A 15910-nucleotide genomic window follows, 5' to 3' on the forward strand; every position below is an offset into this window, starting at 1 on the left:
ATGTCGATAAAACGTTTAACTTTATTAGTGGTGTACGGACTAATTGCTATTAGTTGCATAGTGGGGATTTTTCGCGCCAGTGTTACTCAAGCAGAGTTTACCATTAAAGCATCGATTCAAGCCTCCACCCAAGATGAAGACTATGTAGGTTTGTTAGCTTTTAAGGAATATGTTGAAAAAGCCAGCGAAGGTCGAGTTCAAGTGCAGCTATATGCCTCTGGGCAGTTTTGTGGCAGCGTCCCCGAATGTATAGGTAGTTTACAAGCGGGAGTTTTAGAAATGTTTCCCAGCACTGCAGGCGGTACAGGTAACTTTTTCGCTCCTGCTCAAGTATTGGATCTCCCCTATGTGTTTACCAGTGATGCCCAAGCGGAATGTGTATTGGATGGCCCTATTATTCAAAAAATGCGAGATACAGTGCTAGATAACGGTCTGAATATACGGTTAATTGGTGTCTCTAATACTGGAGGTTGGCGCAACTTCGCCACCACCAGTAAACCTATTCGCAACCCCGAAGACTTAAAAGGCCAAAAAATTCGCACGACTCCCGCTGATATTCAACAAGAGCTAGTCAGACAGTTAGGAGCCAATCCAACACCTATTTCATGGGCTGAACTATATACCGCACTGGCAACTGGTGTAGTTGAAGGCAGTAAAAACGGTATTCAAGACATTATAGGGGCTAAGCTTGAAGAACATTTAAAATACATCATTCTTGATGGACACTCCTATATGGCGACTCTGTGGTGGTTTTCTGAGCCAGTATGGAAAACATTGCCAAAAGATATTCAGCAAATTGTGATTGAGGGGTTTGCTAAACAAAAAGCCGCAGCCAGCGAGATGGTCGCTACTCAAGAGAGTCGGTCATACACTATTTTTGAACAAGCAGGTGGCACTATTTATCGCCCTTCTATAGCAGAAAAGCAAATGTTTAAAGCTGCCTCGGAAAACATGCGACAGTGGTTTATCGACAATTTCGGTAATAATTGGTTAGATTTGCTAGATGCTTCTGTTTCCCAATGCGATGCGAGTATCAACTAACATATTTCTACAGTTAACTGCCACCAAGCAACTACAATTAACGTATTCGCAACAAAAAGATTGCAAAACCTTTACTTAAAGGTTAAATTTCTTACATCTTCTGTCTTATATAAGACAGAAGATAAATAAAAAAACAATAATAAATAAGCCCTCGCCTCAGGTAGAGAAACGCGTTTCACTGAGGTGTCGTTACATAATTAAAACTAGAACGAAGCTTGAGAAAACACTATGCAATTTAAACCTAGTAACTTACACACCAGCATTACCAAGGCCCTTGCACTATCTGCTTGTATGACTATTGGTTTAGCAGCCAATGCCCAAGAAGCTGACGATACACAAGATAAAGGTTTTGAAAAAATCACCGTCACAGCGCAAAAACGTGTTGAAAGTCTAAATGAAGTACCGGTTGCAGTATCTGTACTTAGGGAAGACCAAATAAACTCTGCGTTTTCGGCCAATATCGAAGGTCTACAAGCATTAGTGCCTTCCGTTAGTTTCAGAAAAGGTAACACTACCCGAAACTCTGCCATAACTGTTCGCGGTATAGGAACCATTTCCTTTAGTGTTGCTGCAGAACCCAGTGTTTCTACTGTTGTTGATGGTGTAGTACTAGGTCGTTCTGGACAAGCTTTCGTAGATTTATACGATCTCGACCGCATTGAAGTATTGAGAGGTCCCCAAGGGACGCTTTTCGGTAAAAATGCCTCTGCTGGTGTCGTTAACATCACAACAAAACGTCCATCTGACGTATTCGAAGGTAGCTTTGAAGCGAGTCTTTTTCAAGATAACGAATATCGTTTAAAAACCAGTGTATCTGGCCCTCTTAATGATAACGTTAGCGGCAGTTTAACTTTATTAAAATCGCAATTTGATGGTTATGTTAACAACGTATATAACAACCAAACGGTCAGTGGCTACGATAAAGAAGGCGTGCGAGCTATGCTTGATATCGAAGCGGCTGACGATACTGATATCTTATTTATCTTCGAAAATGTCAATTCAAACGACAGTTGCTGCGCTGATCTAGAACTCACTCCTAGTGGCCGTCATGATTCAGAGGCCTCGCCCGACAGCACTGGCAGTGGAGATTTTGATCTTGACCAAAGACAAATTGACCATGATTTTGAAACGCGTACCATAGATGAAACCACAGCATTTTCAATTCAAGTAGATAAAGAGCTAGGTGACCACCAGCTTACTTCTATCACTGCGTACCGCAGCTGGAACAACACTGAATACCGAGAAGGCGACTTTACCTCTACTACCGGCTCTATCCCTTTTCCTGTTAATTTCGGTAACGTCAATGACGGTGGTGTTGGTTTTCAACTTCATGATATTGGACCACAAGAATGGGATCAAGTGTCGCAAGAATTACGTATCGCCTCACCTACTGGAGAAGCGCTGGACTATCAAGCTGGTTTTTTCTGGTGGAATCAAAAATCTGAACGAAACTTTACCAGAGACGCAAGTTGCCAAAATAACGGCGGGCAATTCCCGGCGGCAATTGGCGCATACCTAACTGATGTTTTAGGTGTAGAAAATCCAACAGACGCTGACATAGAACAATTTATCGGCGACCAAAGCTTAAGCTGTAACGCCAATGATATTGTTGGTGCGACTGCATATATGCAAACCGAATTCGATAACTGGGCTTTGTTTGCCGATGGGAAATACCATATCAATGACGATTTTAGATTATTGTTTGGTCTACGTTACACCGATGATGAAGTGAGTTTCTCTCATAATCGAAGTAGCAACGACCAATACAGACGAACTGGTGTAGGCGTACGTGGATTCGACACTGATTATCAAGGCTCGACCGATGAGTCAAATGTATCAGGAAAATTTGGCGCGCAATTTGATATTAACGACGACAGTATGGTGTATGCGACTTACTCACAAGGTTATAAAGGCCCAGCGTTTAACGTTTTCTACAATATGTCTGACAATGATACCTTGCCAATTGATGAAGAAACCTCTGATGCCTATGAACTTGGTTACAAGTATGCAAGTCGCAGCTTAATTTTTAACGCCGCGATATTTCGTACTGAAATCGACGGTTTCCAAGCCAATAATTCAGAATTATTGGACGGTGTTACGATAAGTCGTTTAACTAATGCGGGCTCGGTAATTACTGAAGGTTTTGAATTTGACTTTATGTGGCAAGCGACTGACCAGCTAACATTAACAGGTGGATTGTCTAGCGTAACAGCTGAAGTTGATCAGTTTTTATGTCCAGACGGAACAACCACCAGTTGTGATGCTGTATCGGGTACCGACCTTCCCTTTTCACCCGACTTAAAATACTCGGTAACAGGGGAATATGTATGGGAATTGGATGATATGGAAATTTATCTAAACGGTTCATATGTGTACACAGATGAAATATTCGCTGGCGCACCAGGGGCATCTCCAACTGCTGTAGACTTGTTACCTGATTACGGCATTCTGAACGCGAGTTTAGCCTTCTCATTCAATGATGACGATTACCGTATTTCCTTAATAGGTAAAAACCTAACCGACGAGAGTTTTATCACGACTTATAGCGGTGATGGTTTCCGTTATCAAATTCCACGTGATGCGAGCCGCTATTTCGGTGTGCAGTTACGCGCTAGATTTTAAACTATCCTAAGTGTGTGTTGGCGCTTTACTTAGCAATAGGTAAGGCGCTTTTTTATGCCAACCCAAAAAGTGTATACATTTGCTATGAAGGATTATTCCGTTAATATGTAAAAATCTACGCTGCACGAGTGGTGAAAATTCTGAAGTATGTGGTAATAGTGTGCTTATTTCTAACAAGCTTTATTGGCTACGCAACAGAAGTTTCGTGGGTTGGATATTCACAACTTATTCTCGATGAACATATGGAATTCACAGTATCAGACAGTGAAACTCTTTCGGGTAATGAGAAATGGGTACCACATGATGAAAAATTATCCCGAAGTAAACATCAATTCTTACATTTTCGTGTGTCGATCCAGAACCCTCAAGCTATTGAACATTCGTTATGGTTAGTGCTCCCCTTCCCGGCAATTAAACATTTAACTGTCACTGATGGACTTAATACGTGGGTGACGGGTGATGCACTGAAGTTTTCAACACGACCGGTAGAATCACCTGATTATATTTTTCCAGTGCACCTTAAGGCTAGGCAATCAACCGAACTATCGGGCTTTATGCAAGGCGAAATATTACGTTATTCTTTTACCCTAGATACGCCAGAACGAGTAACCGCTTTGTATCGTCAAAATGTCATGAGAGACATGGCATTTTTTGGTGCTATGAGTACTCTAGTAATCGTTAGTCTCATTATTTTTTTGGCCACAAAATACTACTCCTATTTAAGTTTTGCGGTGTTTACTTTTGCCTTTGGTGGTTGGTTTTTTCGTGTATTTGGTTATGGTTTCGAACTCATTTGGCCCAACTACCCACAAATCAATGATATTTCTTACGCATTGTTACTTTACAGCGTCATGATCTCATCTTCTTGGCTAACCGTTTCACTCTTAAAGCGCCAAGATAAGAAAGTTAGGTTTCAAAACATCGTATTCGCTTACACCGTTTTGCTAATAGTATGTGGACTATTTTCTGCGCTTTTCTTTGATTTAAATACCACTTTGGTTATACCTTTATATTGGTTTTTCCCGTCAGTTTTATTAACTCTTATAATCACCTATAAAGAGTACTCTGCCGGCTCTGTTAAAGCCTTATGGTTTATTTTTTCCATGTTACCCTTTGTATTAGGTAGCGCTATTGTTGTGGTCATTGCGCTCGGTTTTACTCTTCCTATTGATCCAATCGGGTCTTTGATGTTGGGCTTAGTCTCTACTTGCCTATTACTAACTGTAATGATCTCAACTTATCTCATTAAACTATTACAAAGCCAAAGAGACGTTGAACAGCAACAAGCTAACGCCTTAGAAAAGTTAGTAAGTGAACGCACTCAAGCGCTACATGCCTCTAATAAACTGCTGCAGGAACTCGCTTCGAAAGATCCCTTGACTAAATTGCCTAATCGACGCAGTTTGGATTTATTCGTTGATGATTATATTGAACACAATGGCAATAGCATTGGTATAGCGTTATTGGATTTGGATCATTTTAAACGTGTCAATGATACGTATGGGCATGATGTAGGTGACATCGTGCTTTGCAAAGTAGCGACATTACTTGAACCTCTAAATACCGATGGTCGTATTGCGGGACGCTTCGGAGGCGAAGAGTTCGCCATCATTCAGCGCCTTCCAGAAGAATCGGCATTTGCAGCTATGCTTCAAACATTGCATGTAAAAGTGAATCAATTAATGATCCCAGACTGTGAATCCATTCAGGTGAGAGCCTGTATTGGTTGGGTGATAAGTGAAGAAAATGAGAGCATCAGTGACTGCTTCAGACGTGCAGACAAAAGGCTGTATGAAGCTAAAGAGCAAGGCCGTAATCAAATAGTTCCTTAAACGCGAAGTTTGAATTTAGGACAGACTACGACTTTTGTGAACTTTTTGTGCGCACAAACTAAAAGCGGTAGCGACTTTGGCGTCAATGGGGCAATCATCCATCCTTATTGCTACCTATTTATGCTCAATTAATGATTTAGGCGGTCATCCACTCAATTGGAATATTGTCTTTGACTAATTGGTTAATACTCACGTTTAAAATATTGTATTGTTCACTAACGTTCTCAGCGAATTTTGAAGGTAAATAACTGCGTGCAATAATCATTGAATCAGGATATTTATTTTTCAGCCATAACGAAGTTCTAAAGTTATCTTCCACTGAATTGGTACACAAAATAATAATCGGCTGGGTGTTAGACAAATCCACTTTAGTTCGCAATTGCTGCCACACTTCTGGGTGGGAAATGTTCCCTTCAAAAATTTCTCTTTTACAAAAATTGTTTAGCTGTCGTTGTTCGTCTACTACCTGAATGCGCCGTTTGGCATCAATACCAATAATGGCGATAGTATCTATTTCACGTTGTGCATAATGCTGCAGCTCCTCAAGAATTGTTTGACCAAATAACCCAAAACCTGCGATAACCACCACGTCCTTGGGCACTGTTTCTACAAAATGTGAGATTAGATGTTGTTGAACTAACGCCGAAGCAGCCAATTGATAGGCATTAAAATTAATGCACTGCTTAGCCACTGTCGAATCCGCCATTGAACGCATAAAGCGAATACTGTTGCAGTGAATAATAATTTTTCCCTGTAACGAGGGCTGCATTTGCAACATTTTGTGGGCGGCTTCGTAATTTTGAAAGTTATCTTGTCCAAGTAACAGTACTTTTTTGGCTTTGTGTAGAAACAGTTTAGACAAATAATAACTGCGAGTAACATCACCAGTTATGACCTTGGCATGATAACGGCGCTTTAGCTCTTCTTCGCGGACTGGCGACACGTCATCACAAATAACCAGAACCGGGATCTTAGGTTGCAATAATCTCAGTTGTTTTAAATAGGTAATAGTTAACTCGTCAGAGCCTGATATGACTATGTGATTACTGATCCTGCGAAAATGCCATTTATAAGGAGAAATAGTTTTTACTACTGCTTCTATAATGGTTGATGCTGCTAACATGGGTGAGCCAAAGTAGCTCAACCACATCATCAGTCTAGCACCTACGGGTCCTCCAACAGGTGTACCTAAGTCTAGGCCGCCCATCACAAATAATCCCAAACTATAATAGGCTTTAGTCAACATATCAGCATGTTGTATGCTTGGCCGCTCAGATAATGTCACTCCCATCATCAAAGCAAAAAACGCACACAAAAAAAGTATAACTGCGGCTGACCAACGCCAACTAATTATTAAAGAAAGAAAAGACATACCACGCACCTTCAAGGCCAATCAAATATTCAAAACCAAACGCCTCAACTTCACAAATACCCTTGGCATTATTTTTTCGAGCGTAAACTAGTTTTATGTATTTACTTAAAAAAGACAGCCACTTTAGCAGCGCCAGCGACCATAAGGTAGTGAATTGTAACGATTTTACTCGCTGGGGGTGAGGTAGCAGTTATCAGAAATTTTTAAAGCCGAAATTTGTCTGAACCACTCGGGATTATGCGTATCAACAATCGGCTACTACTGGTTGTGTATGCCCGTTAGGAAAGGCGCTAGTTTAACATGTCGTTAAGTCTACCTTATGTTTGATTGTCGCAATCAAACATAAGGTAGACTTAACAAAATCAACGCGGCAATCCACATAGTTTCACAGACTAACAGTAATATCGGTTTGAAGCCCACTTCGAGAAGTTGCTTCAAATTAGATTTCATACCAATAGCGGCAATAGAAATTACCAAAGCAAAACGAGATAAATCTGTGGCACTTTGCGTCACGATTTCGGGCAAATCGACTAAACTATTCATTGTCATTAAAACCACAAAGGCGATTAGAAATGCAGGAATCCCGGGGGCTTTAGCGTCAGTGGTCTTATCCAAGTTCATTCTCAGAACTAATAAAATACACACCACAACAGGCATTAAAAGCGCCACGCGAACTAACTTAGTTAATGTTGCTAAGTCTCCGGTTTGCTCCGAAACTGAATACCCTGCTCCCACTACCTGGGCTACATCATGAATGGTACCGCCTAAGAAGATACTCGTTTCAGTAGGATCCAAATTAAAAAGCCCTGCCACTATTGGGTACATCACCATGGCTATGGTCGACAGTGCAGTTACCCCTACTATTGTCAGTAACGTATCACGATCTTTATCTTTATTATCGGGCAGCACCGCAGCAATAGCCATTGCTGCAGATGCGCCACATATACCTACCGCACCGCCCGTCAATACACCAAAACGCTTTTTTAATCCCAGTGTTTTAGCTAACAGCATTCCAAGGCCAATAGTGCTAACTATCGCCACCACCAATAACAAAGCCGTTTTCCAACCCAGTGCCGCCAAATCACCAAAGGCAATACGTAAACCTAGTAAACCTACCCCTATGCGTAAAATATGACAGGCGGTAAACTCTATGCCTTCTTTGCATTTTGTGCCTTCATATAAGAAAGACATCGCAATGCCTAACAACAAGGCAAATAGCATCGCAGGTGCGCCATAATGTTCACTTAAGAATAAAGCCGCTAGACCAACAATCACTGAAATTAGAATACCTGGTAGCTTAGTTTGTATATGCAATATAATAGCTCATCTAGTCGGTAAAATTACTCATAAGAACGGAATTTTTATTTAGTCGATGGCTAATGCAACCAACACTTGGCGTTTTCGTTCTCCCGAAAACGGACGTCTACCATGCATGGCCATATAGTTATCTACCAAGGCCACATCTCCATCTTGCCAAGGCAAGTCAAAGGTGTATTTTTCAGACAATTTAACCGCTAATTGTAACCCCTCAATTGGGATAGGGGTACCGTCACCGAATGTAATCGCACTAGAAGGATTTTCACGCACCCCTTTCCATCCCATATAGGCTGCAATCAATTGATTATAAAAAACTTTTTTATTATTTCCCATGTCAATCACAGCAGGTAAAACCGGTGTGGTTGCGCGTAAACTGCCATCTTCTAACCATTCCCAACTATAACCTAACTCTGCCAACTTTTGCTCGGCTTGTGCTTGGTCTTGTACACTTAAGGTGCTTTTCCAACTGCGGCCTTGTCCTGAGTTAGAGTCATCTTCAGCGGGCATTTGAGTGGTGTATTTGAGTCCCTTGTTTGCAAAGTCTGCGGCTACTTCAGGCATTTGTTTTAGCAAATCCGCAAACAACATGTCGGAACGACACAACGGGGTTTCTCCACCTTGCTCCGCTGCACTTTTACAAAAAAAGAATAATTTACTTGGTGAGATGGGAGTTTGTGCCATTTCATGATGTAAAAATATTTCTACATCTTTAGGTGCCTCATTGGCTGTAAATACTCTTTCAGTAAAGTTTATCCTAACGGCATTCGACAACGATTCTTTGTAGGTAAAATTCGGATATCCAAAAGAATTGGAAAACTCATCAAAGCTTTCTGCAGAATTCACAGGAAAACCACGAAACAATATCGCACCAGATTCCCTCAATTTGGCTTCGAGTTCTGGCAAGTTCGATTTAATCCAATCTGCGCATTGTTGTTGTGACGTCAAACTACCGTCATTGACTAATACGCTTGGGAAAACTGAATCACCACAATCCAATTGATGGGGCACGTCTACAAAGTTTATCGGTTGCATAATCAGGCACTCTCTAATCGTAAATGGGGTGAAAAGTATTAAAGGCAGCTTCACAAAAATTGCCTGGATCGTTAAATCGTCTATTACTGTTAAGCGCTGAAATCCCTGACATTTCCTGGGGAGTTAACTCAAAATCAAAAATATCCAAATTTTCTATTAAACGTTCAGGGCGCGACGTTTTCGGAATAATGGCATTGCCTCGCTGCACGCCCCAACGTAAAACCACTTGCGCAGCTGTTTTACCTAGTCGTTGCGCTGCGTGTTTAACCACTTCTTGCTCCAATACAGATTCGGCTGCACCGGCCATGTCTAGCTCTAAATAGGATAAAGCACCTAAGGGAGAAAACGCCGTGACTTCAATACCGTATTGTTTAGCTAAGCGCATCAAACGTTCTTGCGTTAAATAAGGGTGAGATTCCACCTGCAACACTGAAGGTTTGACTCGCGCATAAGCCATCAAATCGTGCAACAAACCAGTGTTGTAGTTACATATTCCAATTTGTTTCGCCAAACCTTGCTCAAATATATCTTCCATTCCTTGCCAAGTCTCAAACAGAGGCACGGCTGCCAATTCCATTTTTCCGCTTTTGGTATCTGTTATCCACTCTGGCGGGTAACGGTCTTCAAAATCGACGAAAGGCTGCGCGATAGGGAAATGAATCAAATAAAGATCCACGTAATCTAACTGTAAATCAGCTAAGGTCTTTTCTAATGCTGGCTTTACATGCTCTTTAGCGTGGTAGGTATTCCACAACTTAGAGGTTATCCAAAGTTCTTCACGGGTACACAAACCATCGTCAATAGCGCGTTTGATACCTTCACCGACTTGCACTTCATTACCGTAGTCACAGGCGCTATCTAAATGCCGGTAACCAGCTTTAATGGCGTTATAAACAGCATCTGCACAGATATCCTGAGGTATTTTCCAAAGACCAAATCCTACTTTTGGCATCTCTTTATGATTATTTGGCATCTATTTGTTCCAATATTAATAATGTAGTCGTTATTTTATGTCTTATATAAGACATAAGTTAAGGTAATGCTCAAACTTTGTCAAATATGCAATCAAGATATTATCTGCGTAAATTGATTAATTGGTATTTTAAACCCGCGGCCACACACAACCGACTCCTATATTAATCAGGCAGCAACAGTCATCTATTCGGCAGTTGTATAGTTTGTAGCGGATTGTTGTGTTTTTTAGAAATAACTTTGCAGTGTAACTGCGTGTATTGTTAGCAGTAGTACTGCGTGAACCAGAAAACAAATAAAGACTCAATTTTTCAATGAACCCTTGCGCCACTTCTAGCGAATAGTTATCCGCTAGTTTATGATGAATTTTGACTAGATTTGCTATTGGCAGTTAGTGACATACTTCTTTCAACTTGGGTCAACGAACTATGCCAATCACACAGCGGCTAGCGGATTAAAAATGACATGAAAGGGCTTACACTTTAATACGTAGAGTAAAATTAAAGTTCTCTTTTAGCCCCCATCACCGCGTATTTTTATCTGTAATCCCTTCAAAAAATTACGCATTATTTGATCATTACAAGCACGATACTGGCGATTTTCTGGTTTTCTAAAAAAGGCGCTCAATTCGTGTTTGCTGATTTTAAAACCGCTTAAATTCATTGCCTCTAAAACCGCCTCAGCTTGCATATTGAGGGCAATTTTTAACTTCATGAAAATAATGTTGTTTGTCAGTTTACGCTCTACTGGCGCTTCCACCCCCTCCCGCTTTCCACGATTTAAGTTAATTAAACCATTTAAAAACAAAGAAAACTGCAAATCAGTCATTTCTACAAATGCCGGATCATCGTCTTTGCGTAACCAACTATGCAGCTGTTCAACTGTTGCGGGGTAATCAGCTTGAGCGAAAATTTCAATCATTTTGGCGTCGTTGAAATCGAAGATATAACGCACACGGCGCAGGACATCATTATTGATCATATTATTCCTAAAAAACGAAGTTGGATTATCCAACCTTAAACATCTAGATAGTTTAAAGGTTTTTACAAGGAATGGGTTACTTTATTGGCAGATAAATCTCGGTAACTATTTGGTGTTCAGGCACATCGGGATAAAAAGTGATACGTTTAATAAAACATGGAAAATCTCTGAGGGTTTCATTGCTTTGTATTAGCCACTCATAATACAAATAATGAATGCTTTGACCAAGACTGATTTGAGTTCCGACATGCCTTAAAACCGCGCAGCGGCCACTAGGGATAACCTTTTCGATAACTGAGTAAGTGTTTGCCTTAATTGGTGTTTGTATCGAAGCACACACATCAAACCTATAGTCTTGGGGTGCAACACTTTGTGGATCATCATAGAGAATATTGTAGGTATCACTGGACTTGGGTGAAGGACCATTTTCTTTGCGCCATTGAATGAACTTTCCTACGGTTTCCATCACTTTGTTAGGCGCTCCGCGGTGCTCTAAAGCGGCAACTGTTGTTTTGGTAAAATCAATAATTTTAACCTCGAACGACTGATTGTTAGCTAGCATATTTGTCTCCTGAATATGATTGGTTGATGAATTGGTTAGTGATAATAAAGGGTCAATGACCTGATGCCACAATGCCCAGTCTGGAGATTGCCTAAAAACAGATGGCGTTACCCCTAGAACTTTTTTAAACTCTCTTGATAGACTTGATGCATTTTCGTACCCACAACCAATCGCTATATCTAACAACGACGCTTCATGGCGAAATGCTAATTGATAAGAAACTTGTTTCAACCTTAACAACTTAATGTATTTACCCACACTCATTCCTAAATGAGCCACAAAAATACGATGAAAATGATACTTAGAGAAAAACGCAATATCGCTTAACTCAGACGTCGTCATTGATTTATTAAGATTGGACTCTATGTATGTAACAACCACACTGAGTCTTTGCAGATAGTTAGACAAAAAGATGTGTCTCGATTAATTCTAATCGCAACATTGTGCAGTAGTCGCCCTCAAATTACTTAACCAAAATTGCTCTTTCTAGGGAGTATCGACACAATATTCTAGGAGTTGCCTTAAAAAACAAAGCTAATTTGTTTCAATTGTGAGCTGGTTTTGGTCGCTTGCTGCTGTTTTGCATAAGCTCTGAGTTTATCCATACGAGTTAAAATATTATCTGCGTCTTCGGAAATTTGCGCCTGACTACATAAATCCATATTGGCATAATGTTCAGCGCACAGGCTACTATGATTTAATTTATGCGTTACACCAATAGTATTAAAGTGATGATTCATACCGCCCTCAACCAACAACTGTATATAGATACAGTATAATATTGTTCAGTAATTGTGCAACTATTTTTATTTACCTTCATTACGCTACGATTAAAAAATGCAGAAATCGAAGTATTCAGAGTGATTTGAGTTACATATTTAAAGAGTCAAACTGCATCGGGGTATCTGAAGTGTGAACGTTAAAAACACTCAATTGATGGAGAGATGCTTCTGTAGCGCTAGATAAAGTTAAGTTAACTATGCCCAATCGCTCACAAAAACATTCGATCTAAGAAAAACAAAAGGCCAAATGAGCGTGAGATATTTTGGCCTAATTATCATTAAGTTTAGGTCTGCAGCCATTTCGAATTGCGCTGTTATCCCTTACCCTGGGTCCGAGTACGATGAGGTTTGGCATTTTTTTCTATAAATTGAAATATCAAATCAGCCACATCTTTTTCAGTAGCGCTTTCAATACCTTCTAAGCCCGGGGAAGAGTTCACTTCCATCACAACAGGTCCACGTTCGGCGCGCAGTAAATCAACACCACAAACGTTTAAACCCATTATATTGGCAGCCGCCACAGCCGTCGCTCTTTCTTCTTTGGTTAACTTCACCAACACCGCAGAGCCACCACGATGCAAGTTTGAGCGAAATTCGCCTTCAGCACCTTGGCGTTTCATAGCGGCAACCACTCTGTCACCCACAACAAAACAACGAATATCTGCACCACCCGCTTCTTTAATGAATTCTTGAATAAGAATGTCTGCGTTTAAGCCCATAAACGCTTCTACTATTGCCTCAGCAGTTTTAGCCGTCTCTGCCAATACCACACCAATACCTTGAGTGCCTTCTAACAATTTAATGACACAAGGAGCACCACCTACATTTTTAATTAAGTCTTTAATGTTATCTGGGCGATTAGCAAATCCTGTTCTAGGTAAACCAACTCCCTTCCTAGACAGCAGTTGCATTGATCGAAGCTTGTCACGTGAGCGACTAATAGCCACTGATTCGTTTACACAAAAACTCCCCGTCATTTCAAACTGCCTAACCACAGCAGTGCCATAAAAAGAGATGGAAGCGCCTATTCGAGGAATAATTGCATCATATTGCGGTAACTCTTCTCCTTTATAACGCACTACCGGTCGACTACTGGTGATATCCATATAGCAATGAAGTGTATCAATAATATCCACTTCATGGCCTCTAGCGAGGCCAGCTTCTTTAAGTCTACGAGTCGAATATAAATTTTTATTACGTGACAAAATCCCAATTTTCATGCTGTACCTACAAGGTTGGTTTACTAAGGTGATCGTACCTATAAATAAGCGTCACATCGACTTATAAAGCAATGATTATTGAAAATTTAATAACTCGACAAATAAACATATATTTTGTGATAACGTTTTGCCAGTTCTTCGTTTGTCTAAAACAAAACGTAACCTCGTAGCGTATTAGTCGAATACGATTCGAAGTAGTGAGTTCTGCACTTTATATTGACGTAGAAAATGCAGTAAAATCGTTACGTTATCCTAAAAGCGCTAATATCAGCATTTTTCGGGTGTCGGCTGGTTCGATTACCGCATCAATTTCCAGAACACTAGCGACTTCTTGAGCTTGTCCTTTTTGATACTGCTGTGCCAATAGCTTTTCATAGAGAGCCATTCTGGCGCTCGGTTCCGCAACTTCAGCCAGTTCTTTTTTGAAGCCGAGTTTAACCGCGCCTTCTAAGCCCATCCCGCCAAACTCTCCATTAGGCCAAGCCAAAGTGTATTGAGGTTTACTGGTATTTCCGCCTAACAAAGCCTGTGCTCCTAATCCATAACACTTTCGCAATACCACCGCCACCAAAGGCACAGTAAGTTGACTTCCTGCAACAAACAATTGCGAAAGTCTACGCACGGCTCCCCTATCTTCATGTTCAGGGCCTACCATAAATCCAGGCGTATCACACAACACCGCCAATGGAATAGAAAACTGCTGGCAAAGTTGCATAAATTGTCTAGCTTTTTCGCCTGCATCAACATCAATTGCTCCGCCTAATACTTTACAATTGCTAGCTATCACTCCTATTGGGTGGCCTTGCAAGTGCATAAACCCAAGGATAACAGCCCCTCCAAATTGAGATTTAATTTCAGTAAAGCTATCGGTGTCTGCAATAGTATTAATGACATCTTTAACGTCGTAAACGAAACGTCTGTCTTCGGGCAACACATGATTCAATAATTGTTGGTCTGCATATGAACACTCTTGCTCGTCAAGCAAAGGTCCTTGAAAATACAGCAGACATTTTTTCGCTATCTCGGCCGCCTGTTGTTCATTTTCCACCAAAATATCAATTACACCATTTTTGCATTGTTTAGCGCTGGGCCCGATATCAGTAGGCTTGACGATCCCTAAACCGCCTCCCTCGATCATTGCGGGTCCGGCCATACCTATCCATGATGTCTGCGTAGCAATAGTGATATCTGCAGCGCCAAACAATGCTGCATTACCGGCAAAACAGTAACCATTTGCAACGGCTATGCGAGGCACGATTCCTTGAAGCCCAGCCCAAGTGGCAAACGATTGACACTGCAAGCCTGAATTCACTGTGGTGATATCAGTATCACCTGGTCGCCCCCCGCCCCCTTCTGTATACATGATCACAGGGTACTTTTTCTCAGCAGCGACTTCCAAAATACGATCGAGTTTCTGGTGATGAAAAAATCCCTGTGTACCTGCTAACACGCTGTAATCGTTGATAACGACAGCTGTCGGCGATTTTGTGGTTGCAACCAAACCTTGGTTAATTTGACCAATTCCGGTGATAATACCGTCAGCGGCAGTGGCCGACTTCAAATCCTCGTAGTCGCGACGTAGTCGTTGCGCGGCCACTGCCATTTGGCCATATTCCATAAAACTGTTTACACAACACAGGTTTCGTAAATTCTCTCTAGCGCTTAAATATCCTTTTTGGTGACGCTTTTGCTGTTGCTCAATTCTATGTTCATCGAAAGTCAGCGCCTTTCTGGCTCGCAAACTCTCAAGTAACTTTAGGTTGGAATTTTTAGTCTCAGGCCCTTTGGTGTTTTCTGTACTTTTGGCACCATCAGCCGCTAACTCTATGATTGGCATACCCACATCACAATCATTACCTGTGGTCACAAAAACCTGTTTCACCTTGCCAGCAACATTCGCGCACAAAGTTGTTTGCATTTTCATGGCTTCAATAATGACTAAAGGCTGATCTATATAGACTGGTTGATTTGGTTTAACTAAAACTGCGACAACATTGCCCTTATTGGGCGCGACCAACGTGTGAATAGAGACCATAAATACACCGTTACATTATGAATGTTTTTCCCTATTATCATCGACTAACAGTTTTAATCCCACTCAATATCGCAAATAGACATAAATAACACAGACTTTATTTGGCAAAAAAATATACCTTGACAGTATCTGAAAATATCAT

Annotated in this window: 12 protein-coding genes; 3 read left to right on the plus strand and 9 right to left on the minus strand. The window is 40.9% G+C overall.

Annotated elements, in window-relative coordinates:
• The 3 genes from dctP (at position 1) to ABJK37_RS05260 (ending at position 5495) form a co-directional block, all read left to right on the plus strand.
• The gene (gene dctP / locus ABJK37_RS05250) at positions 1–1041 is read left to right on the plus strand and encodes a TRAP transporter substrate-binding protein DctP (protein WP_348350850.1); all 1041 of its coding nucleotides are present in this window, start codon (positions 1–3) and stop codon (positions 1039–1041) included.
• Positions 1042–1269: 228 nt separating this feature from the next.
• Positions 1270–3663 (plus strand): TonB-dependent receptor, encoded by a 2394-nt coding sequence (locus ABJK37_RS05255; protein WP_348350852.1) that lies wholly within the window; start codon positions 1270–1272, stop codon positions 3661–3663.
• A 131-nt stretch (positions 3664–3794) separates the two neighbouring features.
• Complete coding sequence (locus ABJK37_RS05260; RefSeq protein ID WP_348350854.1) at positions 3795–5495, plus strand: diguanylate cyclase; 1701 nt, start codon at positions 3795–3797, stop codon at positions 5493–5495.
• 136 nt (positions 5496–5631) lie between these two features.
• Here the strand turns inward: ABJK37_RS05260 and ABJK37_RS05265 are convergent, their stop codons facing one another.
• From ABJK37_RS05265 to ABJK37_RS05305, 9 genes are all read right to left on the minus strand, one after another.
• The gene (locus ABJK37_RS05265; protein ID WP_348350856.1) at positions 5632–6867 is read right to left on the minus strand and encodes an NAD-binding protein; all 1236 of its coding nucleotides are present in this window, start codon (positions 6865–6867) and stop codon (positions 5632–5634) included.
• Positions 6868–7203: 336 nt separating this feature from the next.
• Positions 7204–8181 carry a putative sulfate exporter family transporter gene (locus ABJK37_RS05270; RefSeq protein WP_348350858.1) on the minus strand — a complete coding sequence of 326 codons (978 nt, stop codon included), beginning with the start codon at positions 8179–8181 and terminating at the stop codon, positions 7204–7206.
• A 51-nt stretch (positions 8182–8232) separates the two neighbouring features.
• On the minus strand, positions 8233–9216 hold the full coding sequence (locus ABJK37_RS05275) for a TauD/TfdA family dioxygenase (RefSeq protein ID WP_348350860.1): 984 nt from the start codon (positions 9214–9216) through the stop codon (positions 8233–8235).
• Between the two features lie 13 nt (positions 9217–9229).
• A complete protein-coding gene (locus ABJK37_RS05280; protein ID WP_348350862.1) occupies positions 9230–10189 on the minus strand; it encodes an aldo/keto reductase in 960 nt (319 codons plus the stop codon).
• A 512-nt stretch (positions 10190–10701) separates the two neighbouring features.
• Complete coding sequence (locus ABJK37_RS05285) at positions 10702–11169, minus strand: DUF1456 family protein (protein ID WP_348350864.1); 468 nt, start codon at positions 11167–11169, stop codon at positions 10702–10704.
• Positions 11170–11245: 76 nt separating this feature from the next.
• Positions 11246–12112: an AraC family transcriptional regulator gene (locus ABJK37_RS05290; RefSeq protein ID WP_348350866.1), complete on the minus strand. Its 867-nt coding sequence runs from the start codon at positions 12110–12112 to the stop codon at positions 11246–11248.
• 140 nt (positions 12113–12252) lie between these two features.
• The gene (locus tag ABJK37_RS05295; protein ID WP_348350868.1) at positions 12253–12471 is read right to left on the minus strand and encodes a hypothetical protein; all 219 of its coding nucleotides are present in this window, start codon (positions 12469–12471) and stop codon (positions 12253–12255) included.
• Positions 12472–12827: 356 nt separating this feature from the next.
• Entirely contained in the window at positions 12828–13733 is a 906-nt protein-coding gene (gene rimK, locus ABJK37_RS05300) for a 30S ribosomal protein S6--L-glutamate ligase (protein ID WP_348350870.1), read from the minus strand.
• A gap of 247 nt (positions 13734–13980) precedes the next feature.
• A complete protein-coding gene (locus tag ABJK37_RS05305) occupies positions 13981–15768 on the minus strand; it encodes a carboxyl transferase domain-containing protein (RefSeq protein ID WP_348350872.1) in 1788 nt (595 codons plus the stop codon).
• Between the last annotated feature and the right edge of the window lie 142 nt (positions 15769–15910).

The organism is Paraglaciecola sp. (assembly GCF_039964565.1).
Taxonomy (GTDB): domain Bacteria; phylum Pseudomonadota; class Gammaproteobacteria; order Enterobacterales; family Alteromonadaceae; genus Paraglaciecola.